The 24,224-nt window shown below is 70.9% G+C and carries 23 protein-coding genes and 1 pseudogene; 13 read left to right on the forward strand and 11 right to left on the reverse strand.

Annotation, left to right across the window (positions count from 1 at the left end; translation table 11 throughout):
* The first annotated feature begins 28 nt into the window (after positions 1-28).
* Complete coding sequence (gene pyrE, locus AB0J87_RS45060; RefSeq protein WP_350732624.1) at positions 29-562, forward strand: orotate phosphoribosyltransferase; 534 nt, start codon at positions 29-31, stop codon at positions 560-562.
* Positions 563-582: 20 nt separating this feature from the next.
* Here pyrE and AB0J87_RS45065 read toward each other — a convergent pair whose 3' ends face one another.
* Both AB0J87_RS45065 and AB0J87_RS45070 read right to left on the reverse strand, forming a co-directional pair.
* Entirely contained in the window at positions 583-993 is a 411-nt protein-coding gene (locus AB0J87_RS45065) for a hypothetical protein (protein WP_363977107.1), read from the reverse strand.
* A 62-nt stretch (positions 994-1,055) separates the two neighbouring features.
* Positions 1,056-1,763, reverse strand: coding sequence for a DedA family protein (locus AB0J87_RS45070; protein WP_363977110.1), 708 nt, complete (start codon positions 1,761-1,763; stop codon positions 1,056-1,058).
* 108 nt (positions 1,764-1,871) lie between these two features.
* Between AB0J87_RS45070 and fbaA the strand changes: the two genes are divergently transcribed.
* The 4 genes from fbaA (at position 1,872) to hisC (ending at position 5,879) form a co-directional block, all read left to right on the forward strand.
* Entirely contained in the window at positions 1,872-2,894 is a 1,023-nt protein-coding gene (gene fbaA / locus AB0J87_RS45075) for a class II fructose-bisphosphate aldolase (RefSeq protein WP_363977113.1), read from the forward strand.
* A gap of 34 nt (positions 2,895-2,928) precedes the next feature.
* Positions 2,929-3,339 (forward strand): DUF3151 domain-containing protein, encoded by a 411-nt coding sequence (locus AB0J87_RS45080; RefSeq protein ID WP_350732618.1) that lies wholly within the window; start codon positions 2,929-2,931, stop codon positions 3,337-3,339.
* 107 nt (positions 3,340-3,446) lie between these two features.
* Complete coding sequence (locus AB0J87_RS45085) at positions 3,447-4,730, forward strand: adenylosuccinate synthase (protein WP_355202845.1); 1,284 nt, start codon at positions 3,447-3,449, stop codon at positions 4,728-4,730.
* A 90-nt stretch (positions 4,731-4,820) separates the two neighbouring features.
* Positions 4,821-5,879: a histidinol-phosphate transaminase gene (gene hisC / locus AB0J87_RS45090; RefSeq protein WP_363977117.1), complete on the forward strand. Its 1,059-nt coding sequence runs from the start codon at positions 4,821-4,823 to the stop codon at positions 5,877-5,879.
* Between the two features lie 22 nt (positions 5,880-5,901).
* Here hisC and AB0J87_RS45095 read toward each other — a convergent pair whose 3' ends face one another.
* Genes AB0J87_RS45095 through AB0J87_RS45105 form a run of 3 tightly spaced genes read right to left on the reverse strand, consistent with a single transcriptional unit; the run spans position 5,902 to position 9,169 of the window.
* Positions 5,902-7,425: a hypothetical protein gene (locus AB0J87_RS45095; protein WP_363977120.1), complete on the reverse strand. Its 1,524-nt coding sequence runs from the start codon at positions 7,423-7,425 to the stop codon at positions 5,902-5,904.
* Between the two features lie 26 nt (positions 7,426-7,451).
* Entirely contained in the window at positions 7,452-8,285 is an 834-nt protein-coding gene (locus AB0J87_RS45100; RefSeq protein WP_350732611.1) for a carbohydrate ABC transporter permease, read from the reverse strand.
* On the reverse strand, positions 8,282-9,169 hold the full coding sequence (locus AB0J87_RS45105) for a sugar ABC transporter permease (protein WP_350732609.1): 888 nt from the start codon (positions 9,167-9,169) through the stop codon (positions 8,282-8,284). The genes AB0J87_RS45100 and AB0J87_RS45105 overlap by 4 nt, the downstream gene beginning before the upstream one ends.
* A 199-nt stretch (positions 9,170-9,368) precedes the next feature.
* Between AB0J87_RS45105 and AB0J87_RS45110 the strand changes: the two genes are divergently transcribed.
* The 6 genes from AB0J87_RS45110 to AB0J87_RS45135 are packed head-to-tail and all read left to right on the forward strand — an operon-like array spanning position 9,369 to position 16,078.
* A complete protein-coding gene (locus AB0J87_RS45110) occupies positions 9,369-10,664 on the forward strand; it encodes an extracellular solute-binding protein (RefSeq protein ID WP_363977125.1) in 1,296 nt (431 codons plus the stop codon).
* The gene (locus AB0J87_RS45115) at positions 10,648-11,649 is read left to right on the forward strand and encodes a Gfo/Idh/MocA family oxidoreductase (RefSeq protein WP_363977128.1); all 1,002 of its coding nucleotides are present in this window, start codon (positions 10,648-10,650) and stop codon (positions 11,647-11,649) included. Before AB0J87_RS45110 ends, AB0J87_RS45115 begins: the two co-directional genes overlap by 17 nt.
* 29 nt (positions 11,650-11,678) lie before the next feature.
* Entirely contained in the window at positions 11,679-13,232 is a 1,554-nt protein-coding gene (locus AB0J87_RS45120) for a heparinase II/III family protein (protein ID WP_363977131.1), read from the forward strand.
* Entirely contained in the window at positions 13,216-13,953 is a 738-nt protein-coding gene (locus tag AB0J87_RS45125; protein ID WP_363977134.1) for an amidohydrolase family protein, read from the forward strand. The genes AB0J87_RS45120 and AB0J87_RS45125 overlap by 17 nt, the downstream gene beginning before the upstream one ends.
* The gene (locus tag AB0J87_RS45130; protein ID WP_363977137.1) at positions 13,950-14,756 is read left to right on the forward strand and encodes an amidohydrolase family protein; all 807 of its coding nucleotides are present in this window, start codon (positions 13,950-13,952) and stop codon (positions 14,754-14,756) included. The genes AB0J87_RS45125 and AB0J87_RS45130 overlap by 4 nt, the downstream gene beginning before the upstream one ends.
* On the forward strand, positions 14,735-16,078 hold the full coding sequence (locus AB0J87_RS45135; protein WP_363977140.1) for a GTP cyclohydrolase IIa: 1,344 nt from the start codon (positions 14,735-14,737) through the stop codon (positions 16,076-16,078). Before AB0J87_RS45130 ends, AB0J87_RS45135 begins: the two co-directional genes overlap by 22 nt.
* On the opposite strand, the gene AB0J87_RS45140 is transcribed toward AB0J87_RS45135, so the two are convergent.
* The 5 genes from AB0J87_RS45140 to AB0J87_RS45160 are packed head-to-tail and all read right to left on the reverse strand — an operon-like array spanning position 16,075 to position 20,916.
* Complete coding sequence (locus AB0J87_RS45140) at positions 16,075-16,812, reverse strand: SIS domain-containing protein (RefSeq protein ID WP_363977143.1); 738 nt, start codon at positions 16,810-16,812, stop codon at positions 16,075-16,077. The two genes, AB0J87_RS45135 and AB0J87_RS45140, sit on opposite strands and share 4 nt — an antisense overlap.
* Positions 16,812-18,017, reverse strand: a complete 1,206-nt coding sequence (locus AB0J87_RS45145) for a hypothetical protein (protein ID WP_363977146.1) — start codon at positions 18,015-18,017, stop codon at positions 16,812-16,814. Before AB0J87_RS45145 ends, AB0J87_RS45140 begins: the two co-directional genes overlap by 1 nt.
* Positions 18,014-18,970: a BadF/BadG/BcrA/BcrD ATPase family protein gene (locus tag AB0J87_RS45150; protein ID WP_363977149.1), complete on the reverse strand. Its 957-nt coding sequence runs from the start codon at positions 18,968-18,970 to the stop codon at positions 18,014-18,016. Before AB0J87_RS45150 ends, AB0J87_RS45145 begins: the two co-directional genes overlap by 4 nt.
* Before the next feature lie 14 nt (positions 18,971-18,984).
* A complete protein-coding gene (locus tag AB0J87_RS45155; protein WP_363977152.1) occupies positions 18,985-20,061 on the reverse strand; it encodes an AraC family transcriptional regulator in 1,077 nt (358 codons plus the stop codon).
* Between the two features lie 9 nt (positions 20,062-20,070).
* Positions 20,071-20,916 carry a fumarylacetoacetate hydrolase family protein gene (locus AB0J87_RS45160; protein ID WP_363977155.1) on the reverse strand — a complete coding sequence of 282 codons (846 nt, stop codon included), beginning with the start codon at positions 20,914-20,916 and terminating at the stop codon, positions 20,071-20,073.
* 114 nt (positions 20,917-21,030) lie between these two features.
* Here AB0J87_RS45160 and AB0J87_RS45165 point away from each other — a divergent pair.
* Positions 21,031-22,260, forward strand: a pseudogene (locus tag AB0J87_RS45165) (aminotransferase class III-fold pyridoxal phosphate-dependent enzyme); the annotation flags it as partial.
* Here the strand turns inward: AB0J87_RS45165 and AB0J87_RS45170 are convergent.
* Positions 22,195-23,214 (reverse strand): EamA family transporter, encoded by a 1,020-nt coding sequence (locus AB0J87_RS45170; RefSeq protein ID WP_363977158.1) that lies wholly within the window; start codon positions 23,212-23,214, stop codon positions 22,195-22,197. The pseudogene AB0J87_RS45165 and the gene AB0J87_RS45170 sit on opposite strands and share 66 nt — an antisense overlap.
* 164 nt (positions 23,215-23,378) lie before the next feature.
* On the opposite strand from AB0J87_RS45170, the gene AB0J87_RS45175 reads away from it, so the two are divergent.
* Entirely contained in the window at positions 23,379-23,813 is a 435-nt protein-coding gene (locus tag AB0J87_RS45175; protein WP_363977160.1) for a rhodanese-like domain-containing protein, read from the forward strand.
* The last annotated feature ends 411 nt before the right edge of the window (positions 23,814-24,224 follow it).

The following is a 24,224-nucleotide window of genomic DNA, read 5'->3' on the forward strand; positions in this document are numbered from 1 at the left end:
CTCCGGCCGGAGCCATAAGCTTGGGCGCATGACGGATCGCGACAACCTGCTGGCCGAGATCAAGAGCAAGGCCGTCGTCCACGGCAAGGTCATCCTCTCCTCCGGCATGGAGGCCGACTTCTACCTCGACCTGCGCCGCATCACCCTCGACGGGGTGGCCGCGCCGCTCGTCGGCCGGGTGATGCTCGACCTGACGGCCGACCTGGAGTTCGACGCGGTGGGCGGGCTCACGCTGGGGGCCGACCCGGTCGCGGGCGCGATGCTGCACGCGGCGGCGGCGCGCGGGCGCACGCTCGACGCGTTCGTGGTGCGCAAGGCGCAGAAGCAGCACGGCATGCAGCGCCGGATCGAGGGGCCCGAGGTGAAGGGACGGCGCGTGCTGGCCGTCGAGGACACCTCCACGACGGGCTCCTCGCCGCTGACGGCCGTGGAGGCGCTGCGCGAGGCGGGGGCCGAGGTGGTGGCCGTGGCCACGATCGTCGACCGGGGCGCGCGCGAGCGCATCACCGGTGAGGGACTGGAGTACCGCTCGGTCTTCACCCTCGGCGACCTCGGGCTCTGAAACTCCGGAGCCGCCGAGCGTCAGCCGCCGGACGACTTGACGGTGAACGCCTCCCGGGCGCCGGCCTTCCCCTGCTCGCGCGGCTTGCCGTTCTCGGTGACGCGGACGGTGCCCGCGTCGCTGAGCACGACGTCGAGCTCCGGCTCGTAGTAGCTGACCTCCTCGCCCCTGCTCATCTCGCGATACTGCAGCACGTCGCCGCCCGGCACGCGTACGGTGACGACGGGGCAGGCATCGGCCAGGCACTCGATGTGCACGGTCGGCACCCGCGCGGTGGTCTCCGCGGCGGGGCCGGGCGTGACGGCCGACGCGCGCTCGCGTTCGGGCGGCGTCGCGCCGAACGAGCCGAACAGCGCGCGGCCGCCGATGACCAGCAGCGTCACCACGGCGCCCGCGGCGAGGACGGCGAGCGCCATACGGGCGACGCCCATCGGATCTGACCTGTGGCGTCCCACAGGGGGCAGCGTACCCCGGGTAACCCCCGGTTTTCGGCTCAGAACTGGGTGTCGGTCGGCACGCGGTGGTGTTTGCCGTTGGGCTCAGGAAGGCTCTTGTGCTCCCTGCGCTTCTTGATCACCTCGACGAGGATCGGGATCAGCGAGATGAACACGATGACGAAGACGCCCGGCAGGATGTACTTGTCGATCTGCTTGGGGTCGACCTTGCTGCCGAGGAAGTGGCCGAGCAGGAGCAGGCCCTCGACCCAGACGACGCCGCCGACGACGTTCCACAGGAAGAAACGCTTGGCCGGCATCTCCAGCACGCCCGCGACGGGATTCATGAACGTGCGCACGATCGGCACGAACCTGGCCAGAATCACCGCCCTGGCCGGACCGAACTTCTGGAAGAACTCCTCGGCCCTGACGACGTGCTCCCTCTTGAACAAGCGCGAATCAGGTTTCTCGAAGAGCCTGCGGCCGAACCTGGCCCCCAGGAAATGCCCGAGTTGGGCGCCCGCAATGGCGCACAGAGGCGTGCCGATCAAGAGGACGGGAAAGGAGAGCGGCTCGATGCCCATTCCCTGCGCCACCGAGGCCGAGCTGAAAATCCCCGCGGCCACCAGCAGCGAGTCGCCGGGGAGGAAGAACCCGAGCAGCAAGCCCGTTTCGGCGAAGATGATGGCGAGAACGCCGATCGTCGCGAAAGCCCCCAACACGGTCAGCCACCACGTCGGGTCGAGGAGATTCCAGAGCCAGTCCACGCCGAGAGCCTACCTGTAGAGGCGACAAACGCGTTGTGTCTACCACACGGGGTAGTGAGTCGGGATACTGGGCCTGCGCGAAGCCGTTACTTCTCAGGGAGATGAATCATGCCTATTGCGACTCCAGAGGTCTACGCTGAGATGCTCGACCGGGCGAAGGCCGGCGGATTCGCCTACCCGGCGATCAACGTGACCTCATCGCAGACGCTGAACGCCGCTCTGCGGGGCTTCGCCGAGGCCGAGAGCGACGGCATCGTCCAGGTCTCCACGGGCGGCGCCGAGTTCCTGTCCGGCGCGACCGTCAAGGACATGGTCACGGGGGCCACGGCGCTGGCCGAGTACGCGCGGGTGGTGGCCGCCAAATATCCCGTGACGGTGGCGCTGCACACCGACCACTGCCCGAAGGACAAGCTCGACGGCTTCATGAGGCCGCTGCTCGACATCTCCCTGGAGCGGGTCGCCAAGGGCCTCGACCCGCTCTTCCAGTCCCACATGTGGGACGGCTCCGCCGTGCCGCTGGAGGAGAACCTGGAGATCGCCAAGGAGCTCCTGGAGAAGTGCGCCAGGGCGCGGATCATCATGGAGATGGAGATCGGCGTCGTCGGCGGTGAGGAGGACGGCGTCGTCGGCGAGATCAACGAGAAGCTCTACACGACCCCCGAGGACGCCCTGGCCACGGCCGAGGCCGTCGGGATCGGCGAGAAGGGCCGCTACCTGCTGGCCGCCACGTTCGGCAACGTCCACGGCGTCTACAAGCCCGGTCACGTCAAGCTGCGTCCGGGCGTGCTGAAGGACATCCAGGAGGCGGTCGCGGCCAAGTACGGCAAGGACAAGCCGTTCGACCTGGTCTTCCACGGCGGCTCCGGCTCGTCGCTGGAGGAGATCCACGAGGCGATCTCGTACGGCGTCGTCAAGATGAACATCGACACCGACACCCAGTACGCCTTCACCAGGCCGATCGCGGACCACATGTTCCGCAACTACGACGGCGTGCTCAAGGTGGACGGCGACGTGGGCAACAAGAAGACGTACGACCCCCGTTCCTACGGCAAGAGCGCCGAGGCCGGCATGGCCAAGCGCGTCGTGGAGGCGTGCGAGAACCTCAAGAGCGCTGGGACGAAGATCTCCTAGCCAGTTTCATGGCCCGGCGGGTATGACTTGTCCTATGGATAACCTTCTCGCCGGGCCGCCCCCGACTCAACTGCCGGATCTGCCCGAGGCCAGGGAGGCGCTCGACTCCGGAGCCAAGGCCGCGGACGTGGCCGCCCGTTTCCCCGCCTACCCGGCGGCCTGGGCAACGCTCGCGGAAGAGTACTTCGCACAGGGGCACGCCGTCACTTCCTACGCCTTCGCCCGCACGGGCTACCACCGCGGGCTCGACGCGCTCCGCCGCAGCGGCTGGAAGGGACACGGGCCCATCCCCTGGGAGCACGAGCCCAACCGGGGCTTCCTGCGCTGCCTGTACGCCCTGTCCAGGGCCGCCCAGGCGATCGGCGAGAAGGACGAGGCCGAGCGATGCGTACAGTTCCTCAGGGACAGCACCGAGACGGGCTACGAGGCGCTCGCCAAGGGTTAGTCCTCGTTGTCTTGGGACGAATAGGCACGTTCGGGTAGTCTCTCTACGCAAGAGCCCCTGTCGCGCTTGCGCCAGGGGTTTTCGTTTTGTGCACGGGAGACTGAACCATGCCGGCTGCCGTTCTCGTAGGCGCCCAGTGGGGCGATGAGGGCAAGGGCAAGGCCACCGACCTGCTCGGTGGCGACGTCGACTACGTCGTCCGCTATCAGGGTGGCAACAACGCGGGACACACCGTGGTCATCGGGGACCAGAAATACGCGCTGCACCTTCTACCGACGGGAATCCTGTCGCCCGACGTGGTCCCCGTGATCGGCAACGGCGTGGTCATCGACCCCGGCGTGCTGTTGAGCGAGATCGACGGGCTCGCCGCGCGCGGCATCTCCGCCGAGCGCCTGCTGATCTCCTCGAACGCGCACCTGATCATGCCGCACCACAAGGCCCTCGACAAGGTCACCGAGCGATACCTCGGCAAGGCCAGGATCGGCACCACGGGCCGCGGCATCGGGCCTGCGTACGGCGACAAGATCGCCCGTATGGGCGTGCGCGTCCAGGACCTGCTCGACCCCGGCATCCTGGCCAAGAAGATCGAGGTCGCCCTGGGCGAGAAGAACCAGGTGCTCACCAAGGTCTACAACCGCCGCGGCATCGACCCCACGGCGGTCCTGGACGAGTACCTCGCCTACGCCGAGCGCCTCAAGCCGCACATCGCCGACACCTCGCTGGTGCTCTCCAAGGCGCTGGACGAGGGCAAGTTCGTGCTGCTGGAGGGCGGTCAGGGCACGCTGCTGGACATCGACCACGGCACCTACCCCTTCGTCACGTCCTCCTCGCCGACCTCCGGGGGCGCCTGCGCCGGGGCCGGGATCCCGCCGAACCGCCTCACCAAGATCATCGGCATCCTCAAGGCGTACACGACCCGGGTCGGCTCCGGCCCCTTCCCGACCGAGCTCACCGACGAGGTCGGCGAGTGGCTGCGCCAGACGGGCGGGGAGTACGGCGTCACCACGGGCCGTAACCGCCGCTGCGGCTGGTTCGACGCGGTCATCGCCCGCTACGCGACCCGGATCAACGGCATCACCGACTACTTCCTCACCAAGCTGGACGTGCTGTCGGGGCTGGAGCGGATCCCGGTGTGCGTGGCGTACGACGTGGACGGGGTGCGGCACGACGAGATCCCGATGACGCAGACGGACTTCCACCACGCCGTGCCGATCTACGAAGAGCTGCCGGGGTGGCAGGAGGACATCACGAGCGCGAAGGACTTCGACGATCTGCCGCCGAACGCGCAGGCGTACGTGCGGGCGCTGGAGGAGATGAGCGGCGCCCCGGTCTCTGCCATCGGCGTGGGCCCCGGCCGCGACCAGACCGTGGTGGTGCGCTCGCTCGTCTGAGAGCAGGCGCCGGGGTCCGGCGAGACCGGACCCCGGCACACCGCGAGGCCAGGTGGTGCCTCGGCCTGCCTGGCCTCATATGGTTGGGGTATGCCTCGTTTCCGCCACATCCTGGACACCATGGCCGCCTACAAGCCGGGCAAGGTCGTAGCGACCCCCGACGGCCGGTCGTTCAAGCTGTCCTCCAACGAATCCCCGTACGACCCGCTGCCGTCCGTGGTCGAGGCGATCGCCGAGGGGGCGCGGCAGATCAACCGCTACCCCGACCCCGGCGCCGTCGGGCTGACGGAGGCCATCGCGGAGCGGTTCGGGGTGCCGGCCGACAACATCGCGCTCGGCGCGGGGTCCGTCACGGTGGCGCAGCAGCTGTTCGAGTCGATCGGGGAGCCCGGGGTCGAGGTCGTCTACGCGTGGCGGTCGTTCGAGGCGTACCCGCTGCTGGCCGACCTCGCCGGGGTGAAGTCGGTCATGGTGCCGCTGGCCGGGGAGGACCACGACCTGGACGCCATGGCGGAGGCGATCAACGAGCGCACGCGCATGGTGTTCGTGTGCAACCCGAACAACCCGACCGGCACCTCGATCCGCCGGAGCGCGCTGGAGGCGTTCCTGGACCGGGTGCCCGAGCACGTGCTGGTGGTGCTGGACGAGGCCTACCGGGAGTACGTGCGCGACGAGGACGTCCCCGACGGCCTCACCGTCTACCGCGACCGGCCGAACGTCTGCGTGCTGCGCACGTTCTCCAAGGCGTACGGGCTGGCGGGCCTGCGGGTCGGCTACCTGGTCGCGCACGAGCCCGTGGCGACGGCGATCCGCAAGACGATCATCCCGTTCGCGGTCAACCACCTCGCCCAGGTGGCGGCCATCGCCTCGCTCAAGGCCGAGGACGAGCTGCTGGAGCGGGTCGAGCACGTGGTCAAGGAGCGTACGAGGGTCCGCGAGGCGCTCATCGCCCAGGGCTGGACGGTGCCGCCCACCGAGGCCAACTTCGTCTGGCTCAGGCTCGGTGAGCGCACCCTCGACTTCGCGGCCGCCTGCGCCGTGGAGGGCGTGGCGGTGCGGCCGTTCGCCGGGGAGGGCGCGCGGGTGTCCATCGGTTCCCCCGAGGCGAACGACGCGTTCCTCACCGCCGCCGCGGCCTTCCGCGGCTGATCAGCGGCTGATCAGCGGCTGATCAGCGGCGGGGCTGCCAGTTGAGGTAGGCGACCGACAGCAGCGTGGAGCCGTACTGCGACTGGACGGCGTGGTCGGCGTAGACCGCCAGCGCGTGCGTGAACAGGGCCGGGTCCCACTGGGCCACCGGCATGTAGCGCGGCGCCTGCAGGTACTGCCCGGCGGCGGCCAGGCCGCCGGTGCCGTCCACCCGCAGGAACGTCGTCGCCACGCCGTTGTCGGTGGTGGCCATGTTCTTGGTGTAGCTGCGGGCGAAGCGACCCATGTCGGCGTCGGTGAAGGCGAGGCCGAACCGGTGCGCGGCGGCGGCGAACTCGACGTCGATGCCGCCGTGGCTGAGGTCCTCGATCTGCTGCCCGCCCTTGGGCGGGGTGCCGTAGGACGGGGTCCACTCGGAGACGCCGTCCGCCTTGGTGTAGCCGCTGTAGAGCTTGCCGAAGCTGGGCCAGTACGGCCAGTAGTAGGCGTCCTTGTCGTTGGTCTTGAGGTCGCGGGCGAACGTGGCGGCGAGCCGGCGGGTGCGGTCGCGGAAGAACGGGTCGCGGGTCGCCGCCGCCAGCTCCGCGTACGTCTGGCCGAGGGCGACGCTCTGGTTGATCGGCTGTTCGACGCCGTCGTAGGGGACGGGCATGCCCTTGGGCCAGATGTAGTAGCCGTCCGCCACCCATTCGGGGTCGTGCGCGGCAGCGGCGTCCCGGCACGCCTTCAGGTATTCGGCGGCCTTGGCCCGGTAGCGGGCGTTGCGCAAGAGGCGCGGGTCCCGGCGGACGATCCGGACGAACGACGCGAGCGGGTAGGTGATCATGCCGGTGTGCACCGAGAAGATCACCGGCGCGGCGGCCAGCTTGAACGTCCCGAGCGCCGGCATCGCCGCCCCCGCCGGCGAGGGACGCAGGTCCTTGGCCGTCACCATGGTCGGCGAAGGGTAGGCGTCGAGGATCCGCTTCACCGCGTAGTCGGGGCTGGCGGGGTCCATACTCAGGTCGGTGAAGGTGGACACCTTGCTCTTGACGGGGTTGTTCACCTCCAGGGTGAACCGCCCGTCCGAGGTGCCCGCCCGTACGGTCGCCACCGCGTCGTTGACGTTGACGAGCGCGCTGCGCACCTCCAGGAGCGGCTGCCCCGACGCGTCGAGCAGGCTCACGCCGCCCGCGCTGTAGACGAGGCTGCGCCAGGCGGGCAGGGACAGGCCGCGGTAGTCGGTGACGCCGCGCTCGGAGTCGCGGTTGCCCAGCACGAGGTCGGCGTTGTGGATGAGCCGGTCCAGGTAGGTGGTGTCGTGGTAGGCCTCGTACATCCTGATGTAGGCGGCCATCACGTAGGAGGCGCCCCAGCCGAGACCGCCCGCCTCGTTGGTGTCGGTGGGCTGGCCGGCGTTGCCGCTCTCGTGGAACACCTTGTCGAACAGGTCGAACGTCTCGCGTGCGGTGTAGTCGTAGCCTGCCGCGGCGCGGGCCGTGCCGGGCAGTGCTGCCAGGGCGCCGAGGGAGAGCGCGCCCACGCCGAATTGGCGGCGAGTAAGCATGGATGACCCTTTCACAACGGGCGGCGTCAGCTCTTGACCGCGCCGCGCATGCCTTCGAGGACGTGTCGTTGCATGATCATGAAGAAGACGACCACGGGCAGGATCGAGATGATCGTGCCCGCCGCCAGGCTGCGGATGTCGGTGCCGGTGATTCCGGCCAGGTAGGCGATCCCCAGCGAGATGGGATACAGGGAGGAGTCCTTCAGCACGACCATCGGCCAGATGAAGCTGTTCCAGACCGAGATGAAGCCGAAGACGCCGAGGATCGCCAGGGTGGGGCGGGCGGCCGGCAGCATGACGTGCCAGAAGATGCGCAGTTCGTGGCAGCCGTCGGTCCTGGCGGCGTCCACCACCTCGCGTGGCACCCCGGCGAAGGTCTGCCGGAGCAGGAAGATCCCGAACGCCGACAGCAGGCCGGGCAGGATCACGCCCAGGTAGCCGTCGGCCATCCCGATCTGGGAGACCACCAGGAACCTCGGCAGCAGCATCACCTCGCCGGGCAGGAACATGGTGGCGAGGATCGCGAAGAAGATCAGGCTCCGGCCGCGGAAGGCCATCTGCGCCAGCGGGTACGCGCACAGAGCCGACACCAGGATGTAGAGCGGCACCATCACGGCCACCAGGAACGCGGAGTTGAGCAGGTAGCGCGGGAACGGGATGGCCGTCCACGCCTCCTTGGCCCAGGTGAGCACCGGGGGCCGGGGGATGATGTCCGGCGGGAAGGAGAAGACGGCCTGGCCGGCCGGTTTCAACGCCGCCGACAGCAGGATGAGAAAGGGGCCGACGAACGCCAGGGCGATCGCGGTGAGCAGCACGTACATGCCCGCGCGGCGCACCCACCAGCCGAGCCTCCGAGTCACCGCTCGTCCTTCCTTCCGCTGGTGAGCCGATAGTTGAGCAGGGCCATCACGATCAGCAGGACCCACAGGACGAGGCCGACGGCGCTGGCGTAGCCCATGTCGTACTTCTCGAACGCCTCGGCCCAGATGTAGTAGCCGAGCATCAGGGTGGCGTCCTGCGGGCCGCCCTTGGTCATCACGAAGACGGTCGTGAACGCCTGCATCGCGTCGAGCATGGCCATCGTGACGGTGACCGCGATGTAGGGGACCATCAGCGGGACGGTGATGCGCCGCATCCGGTGCCAGCCGTTGGCGCCGTCTATCTTGGCGGCCTCGTAGAGCTCCGACGGGATCGTCTGGAGGCCCGCGAGGTAGACCATCATGTAGACGCCCATGTTCTTCCAGCCCTCGACCAGGATCAGCGCGGGCAGCGCCCAGACGGGGTCGAGGAGGTACTGGATGGGCTCGTCCAGGATGCCCAGGCCGGTGAGCAGCCAGTTGACCACGCCCTGCTGGTGGAAGACGTAGTTCCAGGCCACCGCGACCGCGACCATCGAGGTCACGACCGGCAGGTAGTAGAGCATCCGGAACGTCCTGATGCCGGGCAGCTTCTGGTTCACCAGCACGGCCAGCGGCAGCGGGAGCACGACGAGCAGCGGGAACAGGCCCACGAGGAACACGAGCGAGTTGCGCAGGGCGGTCCAGAACCTGGCGTCCCCGAGGATCTTGACGAAGTTGTCCAGTCCGGTGAAGACGGGCGGGCTGACGCCGTCGTAGTCGGTGAAGGAGAGCTGGACGGCGGTGACGGCCGGCCAGGCGAAGAACACCCCGAACAGCACCAGGGCCGGTAAGGGGAAGAGGTACGGCGTGTACCAGCGCTGCCCTGGGATCCGGCTGGCGGCCACCGGCCTCACATCCTTCGGTCTTTAATAGTGACGCCCAAAGCCTCGATAAGAGTTGGCCAGAATTTGGACGCAGACTATAGATGGCCGATCTCGACCGTCAAGAGCCGATCTGAGCAGGGACCCTTGACGACTCGGCACCGGAGTGTCATTGTGCCGAAAGAATTATTAAGGACGGCCATAATTCTCAGGAGGTCCCCCGATGTCGAGGAGAAGAGCGTTGGGGGCAGGCGCGCTCGCGCTGGCTCTCATGTCGTCCGGCTGCGTGGCCGGAACGTCGGGCAGCACGTCGGGGGGACAGGCGGACGACCAGCCGTTCGAGGGGGAGGTCGAGTTCTGGACGATCAACCTGAAGAAGAACTTCGGCTCCTACATCGACGGGCTGATCGCCCAGTACCAGAAGGAGCACCCCAAGGTCACCGTCAAGTGGGTCGACGTGCCCGGGCAGGACATCGCGACCAAGCTGCTCGCCGCGGTCGCCAGCGGCGACGTCCCCGACGCGGTCAACATCGCCTCCTCCGACCTCGGCCGGTTCACCCCGTCGCTGGCCCCTCTCGACGAGTTGCTCAAGCCCGCCGACCTCGCCGACTTCCAGCCGAACCTGGTCGACTCGCTGCGCGTGGCGGGCAAGCTGTACGCCGTGCCCTGGTACAACGGCGGCACGCCCGTGGGCATCTACCGCAAGTCCGTCGTCGGCAAGGCGGGCTTCGACGAGAAGGCCCCGCCCAAGTCCTACGCCGAGGCCCTCGCCCTGGCCGACAAGGTCTACGCCGAGACCAAGGTCTACGGCAGCAACGACATCCCCGGCGTCAACGCCGCCTCAGTGCTGCGCTACTACGGCATCGAACTGCTGAGCGCCGACAAGAAGAAGGCGACGTTCAACACGCCCGAGGTCGCCAAGCTGCTGGACACGTTCAAGGCGAGCTACGACAAGCACGGCATCGCGCCGGGATCGATCTCCAAGGACGTCCGGAACTACCCGCAGACCCTGGAGAACGGCCAGATCGCGATGGCGGCGAGCGCGTCCGCGGCGACGCTGGTCAACGTCGAGAAGAACGCCCCCGACGTCTACAAGGACCTGCTCGTCACCGAGCCCGTCCAGACCGGGACCGGCGGGTACCTGCTGCTCGCCCAGCAGACCGTGGCCATCCCCAAGGCGTCGAAGCACCAGCGGGCGGCGGCCGAGTTCGTCAAGTTCTTCACCAACGGCGCCAACCAGCTCGCGTTCTGCAAGCTGGTGCCGATCTACCCCTCGACGATCTCCTCCACCAAGGACGTCTTCTTCTCGGACATCACCGGCGACTCCCCGATGGACGTCGCCCGCCGGGTGATCGTCAAGGGCCTGCCGAAGCTGGAGTACGTCCCGCTGGGCACGGCCAAGGACGCCGAGCTCGGAGAGTCGCTGTCCGAGGAGATCAGGGCCTTCCTCCAGGGATCCAAGAGCGCCAAGGAGGCGCTCGACGCCGCAGAGAAGCAATGGAATGACGCACTTGCCTAAGCTCAGAGTCGGGATCGTCGGTGCCGGGATCATGGGCCGCGGCCACGCCGAAGTCCTGTCCGCCCACCCGGACGCCGAGGTCACCGCCGTCGCGCGCCGTCCTCTCGACGCCGCCCCGCAGGCGGCCGTCTATCCGGGCTACCGGGAGCTGATCGACTCCGGCACCGTCGACGCCGTGTCGATCACCACCCCCGACCACCTGCACGCGGACGTGATGGTGGCGGCCGCGGAGGCAGGGCTGCACATCCTGGTCGAGAAGCCGTTCACGACCACGGTCGAGGACGCCGACCGCTCCGTGGCCGCGATCCGGCAGGCGGGCGTCACCGCGATGTGCCTGTTCAACCACCGCTGGGTGCCCGCGTACGCGCAGGCCAAGCAGCAGATGGAGCTGATCGGCGAGCCGGTCGTGGGCTACGCCCGCAAGGACGACACGATCCACGTGCCCACCGAGATGATCGGCTGGGCCGATCGGACGACCTGCGCCTGGTTCCTGTCGAGCCACGACATCGACCTGGTCACCTGGCTCTACGACGACCACGTCGTGGAGGTCTTCGCCACCGCCCGCCACGGCAAGCTGCGCGGGATGGGCATCGACACCCCCGACGCGATGCAGATCCAGGCCCGCTTCAGCCGGGGCGCCGTGGCCACGTTCGAGTCGGCCTGGATCTACCCGAACACCTTCCCGACCATGGTCGACAGCTACATCACCGTGGCCGGCGAGTCGGGCGTCATCCAGCTCGACCGGCAGAAGGAGAACATCCAGCTCGCCACCGAGAAGTCCTACTCCTACCCGCGCAACATGCTCCAGCGGGTCGTGCACGGCATCCCGGCGGGCGCCTACCGCGACGCGATCCACCACTTCGTGGACTGCGCCCGTACCGGCGCCGAGCCGCTGGTCAGCGTGGAGAGTTCGCGGCACGTGACCGCCGTGCTCGCCGCCGCGCACGAGTCCGCCCGCACCGGCCGGCCGGTGACATGTTCGTAGAGAAACCGCCGCACGTGCATCCCACGCGCATGCGGCACATCACCGACGAGGCGCTGCTGGAAACGCTCGGGGCGGGCGGCGTCGCCGAGGCCAGGGCCTGGCGCCGGCGGCGGCCGGTCCCGGCGGCCCTCGGCGCGGAGGGCGCGGACGCCCTGCTCGGGATCGAGGTCGACTTCCTGGACAAGGGCCACGGCCGCTCGCTGCTGTACGGCTTCCACTACCTGCGCTGGATGTCCCCGCTGATCACGGCCTACGCCGGGACCGGGGACCCCCGCTACGCGGCCGAGTGGGACCGCCTGTTCCGCCAGTGGTACGACGACCGCGACCGGGTCGAGGGCGACTGGCCGGGGCTCGACGTGGTCTGGTACTCGCTCGGCGTCCGCGCCCGCGCCATGTACGTCACCGAGGCGCTGGCCGTCTTCGCGGACGAGCCCGCGCTGAGCGACGAGTGCTGGCTGCGGATGATGAAGACGGTCGTCGGCGGCGCCAGGTGGTCGGCCGAGGAGCACGACGAGTTCCGCCACGGCAACTGGCAGTTCGTCAACGCGTGCGAGCTGCTGCACACGGCCAGGGTGTTCGCGGACCTGCCCGAGGCGGAGCAGTGGGCCGAGGTCGCCATGGCCCGCATCCTGGAGCACCTCGAACAGGACGTGCGCGCCGACGGCGGCCACCACGAGCGCTCGCCCAGCTACCACCTCATGTGCCTGGACAACCTCGAACGGGCCGTGGCCGTCGAGCCCGCGCTCGCGCGGCACCCCCGCCGCCAGGCCATGTACCGCTGGCTGAGCGTCCTGACGACGTCCGGCGGCTGGGTGCCCCATCTGCAGGACAGCGGCCTGATCTGGCCGCAGGACGTCGGGCCGGCCGAGGGCTCGCACAACCTGGAGGCCAGCGGCTACGCCACCTTCCGCCACGGGGACTTCCACACCGTCGTCAACTACGGCCCCTATGTCGGGCACGAGCTCGAACCGCACAGCCACCACGCGGCGCTCGACTTCGTGCTGTCGGGCTGGGGCGTGCCGCTGGCCTGGGAAGGGGGCGGCCCGCCGTCCTACGACGACCCCGGCTACTACGACTGGTACCAGGCGACCAGGGCGCACAACACGCTGCTCGTCCCGGGCGAGGGCTACACCGAGGACCGCCGCGCCGCCTGTGACCTGTTCTCCGTCTCCGCGCGGGCCGACGTCTTCGCGGGGCACCACCACGGCTACAGCGCGCGGCACGACCGGGAGATCGTCTTCGTCAAGGGCGACAACCCGTACTGGATCGTCACCGACCGGATCGACGCGGAGGCGATCTGGCAGATCCACGGCCTGTCGCCGTGGGTCGAGCGCGACGGCGGGTTCGCGGGCACCCGTGGCCCGGGGATCCTGGTGGTGCCGCTGGAACCGCCCGACGAGGTGGTGTACGGGACGGGCCCGGCCAGGATCCCGGACCCCGCCACCAGGACCGCCGAGTACGGCGAGATCCACTCGCTCGGCCTGCGGCGCGCCGACGGCAGGTTCACCGTCGGCATCTTCCCCTACCGCGACCAACCCCCCTGTGTCCCCGAAGATTGGACGGTTCATGCTGATCGACGCTGACGCGATGCTCGGCCGCTATCCCCGCAGGGACGTGGGCACGGGCTCGATCACGGAGGCGCTGGACAGGATGGACCGCTTCGGCATCGCGGAGGCCGTGGTCAGCCACACCCTGTCGTGGCTGCACGACCCCGCGACGGGCAACAGGGAGCTGCTGGGCCTGGTCGCCGACCATTCCAGGCTGCGCCCCTGCTGGGTGATGCTGCCCGGCACCTGCGGCGAGACCGGCACGCCGGACGAGTTCGTGACCGGGGCGCTGGAGGGCGGGGTGTGCGCCGTCCGCGCCTACCCCGCCGACCACGGCTACGACCTCGCCGGCCGCGACTGCGCGGCCATGCTCGCCGCCGTCGCCGAGGCCGGGCTGCCGCTGCTCGTGGACGCGGCCCAGACCGGCTGGGCCGCAGTCGAGTCCGTCGCCGCCGCGCACCCGAAGCTGCGGGTCGTGGTCGGCGCGATCGGCTACCGCCAGCTCAGGCAGGCGGCCGGGGTGCTCTCCCGCACCGGCAACGTCTACCTGGGGCTGGCCAACCTGTCCTCGCACTGCGGCCTCGAATGGCTCGTCGAGCGGTACGGCGAGCGCCGCCTCGTCTTCGGCACGGGGGCGCCGCTCAGGGACCCCGCCGAGGCGGTCACCCGGCTGCTGTGGGCGGAGCTCGACGACGCGGCCGTGGCCGCCATCGGCGCCGGCACCCTGCTGGAACTGCTGCCCGTGGGGGCGATGTGAACGCGATCACCTCGGCGCTGTGGCAGCGCCGCCCGCAGACCAGCGTCCGGATCGTCGACGCGCACGCGCACTCCGGCCCCTACAGCCTGTTCTTCATCCCCGAGGCGTCCCCCGACGCGATGGTCCGGGTGATGGACAGGTGCGGCGTGGCGCACGCCGTCATCTCCAGCCACCTGGCGATCCAGCTCGACGCGGCGGCGGGGAACGCCGCGACCGCCGAGGCGGTGGAGCGCGCGCCGGACCGCTTCACCGGATACCTGACGATCAACCCCTGGCAGGACCCCGACGGCGAGCTGGCCAGGTGGAGCGCGGATCCGCGCTTCGGCGGCATCAAGCTCCACCCCGACCTGCACGACTACCCGCTCACCGGCAGGCGCTACGCCGGCGTGTGGGAGTTCGCGCAGCGTACCGGCTGCCCGGTGCTCACCCACACCTACGACGGCTCCCCCTACAACGACCTGGCCGCGGTGGACGCGGTCGCGTCGGAGCACCCCGACGTGGTGATCATCGCGGGGCACGCGGGCGCGACCCCGCTGGGCATCGAGCGGGCCATCGAGGTGGCGCACCGGCGCCCAGGGGTCATCCTGGAGGTGTGCGGGTCCTTCAACACCGGGCCCGACATCGCCAGGATGGTGCGGGAGCTCGGTGCCGGCCGGGTCGTCTACGGGTCCGACTTCCCCTTCATCGATCTTCGGATCTCGCTGGGGAGGGTAATCTTCAGTGGCCTCGCAGAGGGGGACCAGGCCGCGGTGCTCGGTGCGACGATGACCCGCTTGCTGCAGTGGAGATCCGGACTGGGGTGATCAAGATCATGGACCGGCTGCGTTCGGAGTCGCGGCCCAGGGTGACGATCGGAGTCGTGGGACCGCACGATCTCGTCGAACAGATCATGATGATCGGCGCCGGCCTGCCGGCCGCGGCCGACTGGCGGCTGCTCGGCGCGCCTCATGCCGAGGAGCACGAGACCTACGACAAGTTCTCGCGGATCGCCGACAGCATCGACGTGGTGCTGTTCACCGGGCCCCTCCAGCACGACCTGGCCAGGCAGGCGGGCGAGCTGACCGTCCCCGCCACGTTCGTGCCCATGAGCGGGGCCAGCCTGTACGCCAGCCTGCTGCGCGGGGTGCTCACCCACGGGATCGACCCGGCCAGGGTGAGCATCGACTCGCTGCCCGCCGCCGACGTGGACGAGGCGTACGGCGAGATCGGGGTGAGCACGGCCGGCGTGCACCTTTCCGAGTACGACCGGCCGGAGTCGGCGCGCGGCTTCGGCGCCTTCCACGAGGAGCTCTACCGCCAGGGCGAGACCACCGCGGCGCTCACCACGATAAGGAGCGTCGCCAACAAGCTGAGCGCCGCCGGCGTGCCCGTGCTGCGCCTGCTGCCGACCTCCCACACGTTGCGCCTCGCGCTCAACACCGCCGCCCTGCTCGGCACCGGCAGCAGGCTGGAGGACGCGCAGATCGCCATCGTGGTCGTCGAGCTCGCCGCCTCCGCCAAGCCCAGCTACTCCGGGCCGGGCAACTACTGGCAGCAGGAGCTGAAGCTGTCGCTGCACCGCTCGCTGCTCGCCGACGCGCGGCTGATGGGCGCCACCGTGGCTCCCCGCGACGAGAACGGCTACGTCGTCACCGCCACCGTGGGCGCGCTCGGCCAGGCCACCGAGGGGTTCAGGATGGCGCCGTTCATGGACCGGATCCGTTCCGACGTGGGGGTCGACGTCGAGGTCGGCGTCGGGCTCGGCAGCACGGCCCGCGACGCCGACGCCAACGCGATGGCGGCCGTCGAGAAGGCCCGCAACGCGGGGGCGACCGCCGCGTACCTGGTCGGGGGCGACGGCACCGTGCTGTCCCTGCCGGTACGCCGGCGCAAGCGGCAGGACACCGAGCCGATCGTCGCCACCAAGGCGGCCAAGCTGCTCGAACGCCTGGTGGAGGGCCTGCACGACGGCGACTCGATGGTGGTCGACGCCGAGATCGTCGCGGAGGTGCTGTCGATCTCCCCGCGCAGCGCCCGTCGGGTGCTGCAGAGCCTCGCGGAGGAGGGCCTGGCCTGGCCCATGCCTCCGGTCAAGGGCACCCAGGCGGGCCGGCCCCGCCAGCCGTACCGGCTCGTGCGGAGTTAGGCGTCGCCGAGGCGCACGCGCGGGCCGTACCTGTCCAGCAGCAGGGCGTTGTGCGCGTCGCCGCCCGGGGTGTTGGCCGACTTGAAGACGGGCGGCGGCTCGCCGGCCGCGAGGAAGCGGCCGACGACCTCGGCGACCAGGAGCTGCGCGACCAGCACGCCGGTGAGGGTCGAGACGCCGCAGGCGCTGCCGCCGCCCGGCAGCGGCAGCGTGGCGTCGCCGTACGGCGCCCCGTTGTCGATGACCACCTGGGCCAGGTCGGCCAGCCGCTCCTCGACGGCCACCGCGGCGGTGTGCGCGCGAGAGGTGATCGCGATCACGGGGTGCCCGTGCCGGACCGCGAGCCGGGCCATCTCGACGATCGCCGCGTTGCCGCCGGAGTTCGAGATGATCACGAAGACGTCGTCGGGCCGGATGTCGGCCAGCTCCCAGACGCGTGCGGCGAGGCCGGGCTCACGCTCGATCTTCGGGTCGAGGAGGTCGCGCGGCGAGGCGTCACCGTAGTAGGCGAGGTCGCGGATGCCGAGCTGGTTGACCGGCACCAGGCCGCCCGCCCGGCCGGTGAGCTCCAGCGCGACGGACCTCGAATGGCCGGTGCCGAACGCCTGGAGCACTCCGCCCGCGCGCAACGAGGCGTAGACCAGCGCGCCTGCTTGTCGGATCGCGTCGCGTTCGGCGGTGAGCAGCCGGTCCACGGCCGATCCGGCGATCAGCGCGTACGAGCTCTGGTCCATCACAGATCCTCCAGCAGGTTTCGTGCGGTCTCGGCGATGAGTTCGGCGCTGCCCGGGGCCACCTGGCTGGCCAGGACCTCGTACTCGGCACGCCGGTAGGCGGCGGCCGTCGGCAGGTATCCGGGGTAGCCGTTGACGTAGCCCAGGACCACGGTCGGCTCACCCGGCCGGTCGGCGACGCGCTCGGCGACGGCGAGGAACGGCTCGCCGGGCAGCCCGGCGAGGGAGAGCCCGCCGAGGCGGGCGACGTTCACGTCCACGCCGGTCCGGACGGGGGGTGCGGTGCGCGCCCGCAGCCCTTCGAGCCTGCTGCGGGCCAGGCGGGTGGCGACCGGGTCACCCGACGCCGCGGCCTGCTCGTACCCGGCGAGGAGGGCCGCCTCGTCGGCCGTCGTGGCGGCGGGTTCGAGCGTCAGCCGTCGCGTGGCCCAGGAGACGCCGGTGGGTCCGGCCCGCCAGAGCGGGGTGCCCGGACCCGCCAGCAGCTCGGCGCAGCGGTCCGCGACGAGCTCGCCCAGGCGTCGCAGCTCCGCCGCGTCCTGGCCGCGCCGGGTGTGGCGGGTGCTGATGTCGCCGGCCGCGCCGGTGGCGACCGCCACCCAGACGTCCTCGCCGAGCCGCCGCCGCAGGCTCGCGCGTACGGCTCCGACCAGGTCGGCGCTGACCAGGCGGTTGGCCGCGGGCAGCACGGTGGGGTGCACGGGAAGCACCGCCAGCACCCCGGCGAGGCCGCCGTCGCGCACGGCGATCAGGTCGAGCGGCACCACGGCCGGCGCCCCCGGCCTGCTCCGGTCGGCGCCGACCCCGTGCAGCTCGCCGCGGTACGCCATGCCCTCGCACGGCCGCTCCGCCTCGATCGCCCGCCGCACGGCCGTGCGGACCGCCTCGGTGAGCCGGCCGAGCCATGGCTCGGGCGTCGGCCCGCCGCCCGGTACGCAGCCGGTCTCGGGCCCCGCGTGGGTGTGGCTCGCCGCCAGCCACAGCTCGCACCCGGCCGCCTGCCTGGCCCGCGCGGCGAGGTCCTCGTTGACGCAGATGACGTCGGCGATCGCCAGCGCGAACCGTCTCCCGCCGTCCGACCAGGTCACCGCGCTGACCGACAGCGGGTCCGCCAGGCCCGTGGACGGCCCCGGCCGGTCGATATAACCGCCCATCGGCGTGCCGTCCGGCACGGGCAGCTCGGCGGTGCCGTGTCCCACTCTCATCGTTCCGCCGTTCTGATCATCGTCTCGTAGCGGCTCGGCCCCGTGGAGCCGGCCAGCAGGGCGGCGCCCGCGAGGCTGTCGCCCGCGGGAGGCCGGAGGGTCGCTTGAGGGAGCAGCCGGGCCAGCTCCGCCTCGAAGCCGGCGCGGAGTCCGGGGTCGCGCAGCAGGCGGCCGGTCCACGCGACGGGCACCGCCGCCTCCTTCGCGAGGCAGCGGGCCGCTGCCACCACCGTGCCCGCCAGCTCGCGGGCCGCCTCCTCGGCGATGGCGCGGGCCGTGGGATCTGGGCGGCTCCGGTCTTCCGCCGGCTCCAGGACGCGGCCCGAGTCTCCCGCCGGCTCCAGGACGCGGCCCGAGTCTCCTGCCAGCTCCAGGACGTGGACGGCGAAGCGCGCGATCCGCGCCACCGCGTCGGGAGCCAGGTAGAGGCGCTCGGGCAGGCCGGCCAGGTCGCCGAACACGGCCTGGGCGCGCTCGGTGAGCGGGCCGGGCTCCGCGCGCCCGTCGAAGCCCCGGAAGGCGGCGTCGAGGCCGCGGCGGCCGATCCAGAAGCCGCTGCCCGCGTCGCCGTAGAGGTAGCCCCAGCCGTCCACCTGCCGGATGCCGTCACCCACGCCCAGTGCGATCGCTCCGGTGCCCGCGGCCAGCACGACGCCGTCGCCGCCCGCGAACGCCCCCGCGTGCGAGGTGACCACGTCGGTCGTGATCAGCACGCGGCGGGCCATGGAGAGCAGCCGGGCGGCCAGCTTGCCGGGGTCGTCCAGGATCGTGGTCAGCCCGAGGCAGACGGTGCCGAGTGGCCCCCATCCCGTCCCGATCCGCTCCAGCACGGCCTCGGCCGGGGAGCCTTCCGCGTACGACAGGCCGGGCAGCTCGCGGATCTCCCGGATCCGCCCCGACTCGGCCAGGCCGATCCGCAGGCCCGTCTGCCCGCCGTCGATCGCCAGGTCCATGCGCGTCCTCCTGGTCACGATTCGGGCCGGAGCCCGGCCCTGCGGTATTCCGTGGGGGAGCAGCCGACGTACCGCCGGAACGCGCTGCGCAGGGCCTTCGCGGTCGGGTAGCCGGTGTGCGCGGCGACCACGTCCACCGGCAGCGCCGAGGTGGCCAGCAACCGGCGGGCGTGCCGCAGCCGCAGCCCGGTCAGGTGCCGCAGGAACGTCGTCCGCCGCTCCTCCGCGAACAGGTGCGAGATGTAGTACGGGCTCGCGCTCACGGCCTCCGCCACGGTCGCCAGGCGCAGCCCGGCATCGGTGTAGTGCTCCGCCAGGTACGCCTCGGCCAGCGCGAGCACGTCACGGCGGGGCGCGGCCGGCATGAGACGGCCCAGCGTCTCCCGCAGCCAGAAGTGCAGGTAGGAGCGTTCGTGGATGTCTCCGACCATGACGATGTCCTCGATCGGCAGCCGGGCGCAGGCCTCCACCCAGTCCGTCGACCCGTCGGCCAGCCTGCTCCGGTTGGCCACGTCCACCACGAACAGCAGCTGGCCGATGAGCCAGTTGCGCAGCGTGCGCGGGTCGACCCCGGGCTCCCTGGCGCACCTGTCCACCCACCCGGCCAGCAGCCCCGCCGCGCCGTTGCGGTCACCGGCGCGGACCCGCCTGGTCAGCTCCTGCTCGATGCGCACCGGAGGCGCCGGCGCGGCGCTCTCGTGCGCGGGTGGCGCGATCACCCGGTCGCCGCCGAGCACGAGCTTGTAGTCGTTGACCCGCCTGGCGTCCCGCTCCGCCGCGAGGTGTTCGAGGCTGGGCGCGCCCAGGCTGACCGTGGCCGTCCACGCCGTCTCGCGGACGATCCTGGCCCGCAGCTCCTCGGCCAGCTCCTCCGCGTCGGACATCAGCGCGCCCGGGTCGGCGCCCGACAACACGATCAGCCACTCCTCCGGGGGCCGGGGGTGGCAGGTCGCGTCGCGGCGGGCGCTCGCGGCGGAGCGCACCGCGTGGTCGGCGCGCTGGAGCTGGCGCAGCGCCCACGGCCGGCCACGGGTCTTCTCGGAAACCATGAAGTCGTCGATGTCCACCAGGGCAGCCACGGCGTAGGTCATGCCTCTACTTTAGGCGGACCGAAATTTGACCGTATTCACCAGCGTCCCGATTCCCTCCACCGTGGCCCGCATGGTGTCGCCGTCCTTGAGCGGGGCGATCCCGGCGATGGTGCCGGTCGCGACGATGTCCCCGGGCATCAGCGTCATCCCGTCGGACAGGTCGGCGATGAGCCGGGGCAGCCCGAAGACCATCTGCCGGGTGTTGGCCCGCTGCCTGACCTCGCCGTCCACCTCCAAGGTCAGCTCCAGCTCCTGCGGATCGGGCACCTCGTCCACCGTCGCCAGGTACGGGCCCACGGGCGCGAAGGTGTCGAACCCCTTCGACTGGTCCCACGGCACGTTGCGGGCGATGTTGGCCAGCTGGAGGTCGCGGGCCGTCATGTCGTTGATCACGGTGTATCCGGCGACGGCCTCACGCCACCGCTCGGCCGGCAGGTCCCTGGTCACCTTGCCGATGACCACGGCCAGCTCCACCTCGTGCTCCAGGTGGCGGGTGCGGGCGGGGGCGACGACCGGGTGGCCGTGGCCCACGAGCGCGGACGGCGGCTTGAAGAACAGCACCGGCTCCGGCGGCACCTCCAGGCCGCTCTCGTCCGCGTGCTCCTGGTAGTTCAGCGCGAGGCAGCAGATCTTCGTGCAGGTGGCGACGGGCGGCTCGAAGATCACCGCGCTCTCGTCCAAGGCGGGGCCGTCGTGGCCGGCCACCAGCTCGGTCAGGCGGTCGAGCCCGTACGAGTCCAGGGCCGCCACCGGGTCGGACCCGAGGTCGGCCAGGCTCACGAGCTCGCCGGGCGCGCGCCGGGCCACCAGCTCGACGGGACCGGAAGGGGTGCGCCGAATGCGTCCAAGAAACATGTCCGTAAGCCCATCAAGGCCCTGTGACCTCCACAAGCACCGAAATTTGCGCTTAGACCCGCTTCTTGCTCTCTTTCTTGTGGCCGGGCGAGGTGCCCCCGTTTGATGGTCGGCATGACCCGCACTCTGGACGTCAGCCGCGACCTCTACACCAATGCCCAGCGCTACATCGCGGGCGGCGTCTCCAGCGACGCCCGCCGCACCGCGGGCGTGCCGCTCTACGTGGACAGGGCATCGGGAGCCAGGCTCTGGGACGTCGACGGCAACGTCTACACCGACTACGTGCTCGGCCAGGGCCCGGCGCTGCTCGGCCACTGCCCGCCCGCCGTGGTGGAGGCCGTGGCCGCGCAGGTGGCCCGCGGCATCGTCTACTCCGCCCAGCACGCGGCGGAGGCCCGCGTCGCCGAGCGGCTGTGCGCGATGGTGCCCTCGGCGGAGCGCGTCCGCTTCAACACCGTCGGCTCCGAGGCCGCGCACGCCGCCTGGCGCCTGGCACGCGGCTTCACCGGACGGCCCAAGATCCTCAAGTTCGAGGGCCACTACCACGGCTGGCTCGACCCGGTCCTCTACAGCGTGCACCCGTCCCTGGACGACGCGGGACCGCAGGACCACCCGCGCCCCGTCCCCGGCACCGCGGGCCAGCCGCCCGCCGCCGACCTGGTGATCTGCCCCTGGAACGACCTGGACGCGCTCGCCCGCCTCATGGACGAGCACGCGGGACAGATCGCCGCCGTCGTCACGGAGCCGGTGCTCTGCAACACCGGCGCCATCGAGCCGGACCCCGGCTACCTCCAGGGGGTGCGCGCGCTGTGCGACCGCCACGGCAGCCTGCTGATCTTCGACGAGATCATCACCGGTTTCCGGCTCGCCCCCGGCGGCGCCCAGGAGTACCTCGGCGTCAGCCCCGACCTGTCGGTCTTCGGCAAGGCGATGGCGGGCGGCATGCAGGTGTCCGCGCTGGCGGGGCGGGCGGCCGTGATGGACGCCATCTCCTCGGGCAAGGTCGCGCACGCCGGGACGTTCAACTCCCAGCCCGTCGGCATCGCCGCCGCCGAGGCCACCCTGCGCATCCTGGACGAGGAGCGCGAGGAGGTCTACGGCACCCTCTACGCGCGGGGGCGGCAGCTCATGACCGGCCTGCGCGAGGCCGCGGCCAAGGTGGGCGTCCCGATGCTGGTGGACGGGCCGGGGCCGGTCTTCCAGACGTACTTCACCGACGCGCCCGCCGTACGCGACTACCGCGACTTCGCCGGGACCGACCGCGCCATGATGACCCGCCTACACGCCGCGCTGCTCGACCGCGGGGTCAACATGGTGCCGCGCGGGCTGTGGTTCCTGTCCACCGCCCACACCGAGGCCGACGTCGCCGCCACCGTCGACGTCTTCGAGGACGCGCTTCGGTCGCTTCCGCTCGGTTGAGATCACCAGCGCCACGCCGGCCAGGATGACCAGGCCGCCGACGACCACCTGGGTCGTGATCGGCTCGTCCAGCATGAGCGCGCCGAGCGCGACGGCCACCGCCGGGTTGACGTAGGCGTAGGTGGACACCAGCGAGATGGGGGCGTTGCCGAGCAGCCAGGAGAACGCGGTGAACCCGATCAGGGACCCCACCAGCACCAGGTAGGCCAGCGCCACCCACGATCTGGTGGTGACGGCCGACACGTCGAGCCGCTCGCCGACCCCGGTCCCGAGCACCAGCAGCCCGGCGCCGCCCACGACCATCTCGACCGCGCTGGTGGCCAGCGCGTTGGCGGGCATCTGGATCCTGCTCGACAGGAACGAGCCCACGGCCCAGGACACCGAGCCGAGCAGGACCACCACGATCCCGACGCCGCTGCCGCCGTCGGCGCCGGTCAGCGACAGCGCCGCGACCCCGCCGAGCCCGACCAGCACGCCCGCGAGCGTGAGCGTCTTGGGACGGTCGCGCACGGCGAACCTGAACACGACCAGCCACAGCGGCACCGAGGCCACCAGGAGCGCCGCCAGGCCCGTGGAGATGTACTGCTCGGCCACCGCCAGCAGCCCGTTGCCGGTGGTCAGCAGCAGCACGCCCACGACGGCCGCGCCCAGGAACTGCCGGCGCGACATCCTGAAGGCCGACGGCCCCGACCGGACCAGCAGGAAACCGGCGAGCAGGGCGGCGGCGGTGATGAACCGCAGGGCCCCGCTGAGCATCGGCGGGATCGACTCGATGGCGACGCCGATCCCGAGGTACGTCGAACCCCAGACCACGTAGACGACCGCCAGGGCGCCCCAGACGAGGACTGTGGGCCGGCTGTCAGTGGTGTCCGTACGCATGGCTCATGACTGTACCGGGCGACCCCGACAGAACTCTCGCAGGTATCAGACATCGCACTCTGGCGGGATATTAGCGATCAGCGGCATTCACGCCACTGTCCTCCTACCTGCGGAAAGTGACACGATCCTTCGCAGTCACCCGCTACGAAGGGAACGATCCCCCGATGTCCGACAACGCCGCCGCGCTCGCCCACTTCGCCGCCCGCCTCGCCTTCGAGACCGACGTCTCGGACGTGGCCGCCGACCTGGCCGCCGGGGCTCCCGGCGTCGTGGTCGTCGACTCGCGCAGCCGGGAGAGCTGGGACCAGGGCCACATCGAGGGCGCCGTGCACCTCCCGACCGCCGAGATCGCCACGAGGGCGCCCGGCCTGGTCCCGGGTGAGGCCATGGTCGTGACGTACTGCTGGGGCCCGGGGTGCAACGGCGCCACCAGAGCGGCCCTGGAGTTCGCGAAGCTGGGCTACCGGGTCAAGGAGATGATCGGCGGCTTCGAGTACTGGGCGAGGGAGGGCTTCCCGGTGGAGACCGCCTCGGGCGTCACCCGGCGCCCCGTGGACGCCCTCACGGCGCCGGTGTCCGGCGCCGCCTGCGCCTGCTGACGGCGCACGGCCCGCAACACCGGACGAATCAGCCCGAAACCGGCCGCTTCCCTACCACGACTTCCGGCCTCCGACCTGCGGAAACGCGCCGAGCCACGTGGTGTTGGACGAAACCGCGACGCCTCGGCCAGAAACACACAGCCAGAACGCGCGCGAGGGCGGAAGATCGACGCCTGAAAGAATTGGCGCCCCCGTCCGAATCCCGTCGATCGGGGGCACTGGAGAACATACCCGGATCTACACGGGTCAACCAATGAGTTCACAAGAGTCAATGCGTGAGTTCGCAAAGATGACATCGATTGTCAATGCCATCCTGTTCCCCAGGTCATACGAAAGCCCACAACAGTCACACACGACTCCGTAATGCACACAGAGGGGCGGCGGCTCCCCGCCGGGCATCAGACCAGCCCC

Origin of the sequence: Nonomuraea sp. NPDC049625, assembly GCF_040675285.1 — a bacterium.
Taxonomy (GTDB): domain Bacteria; phylum Actinomycetota; class Actinomycetes; order Streptosporangiales; family Streptosporangiaceae; genus Nonomuraea; species Nonomuraea angiospora_A.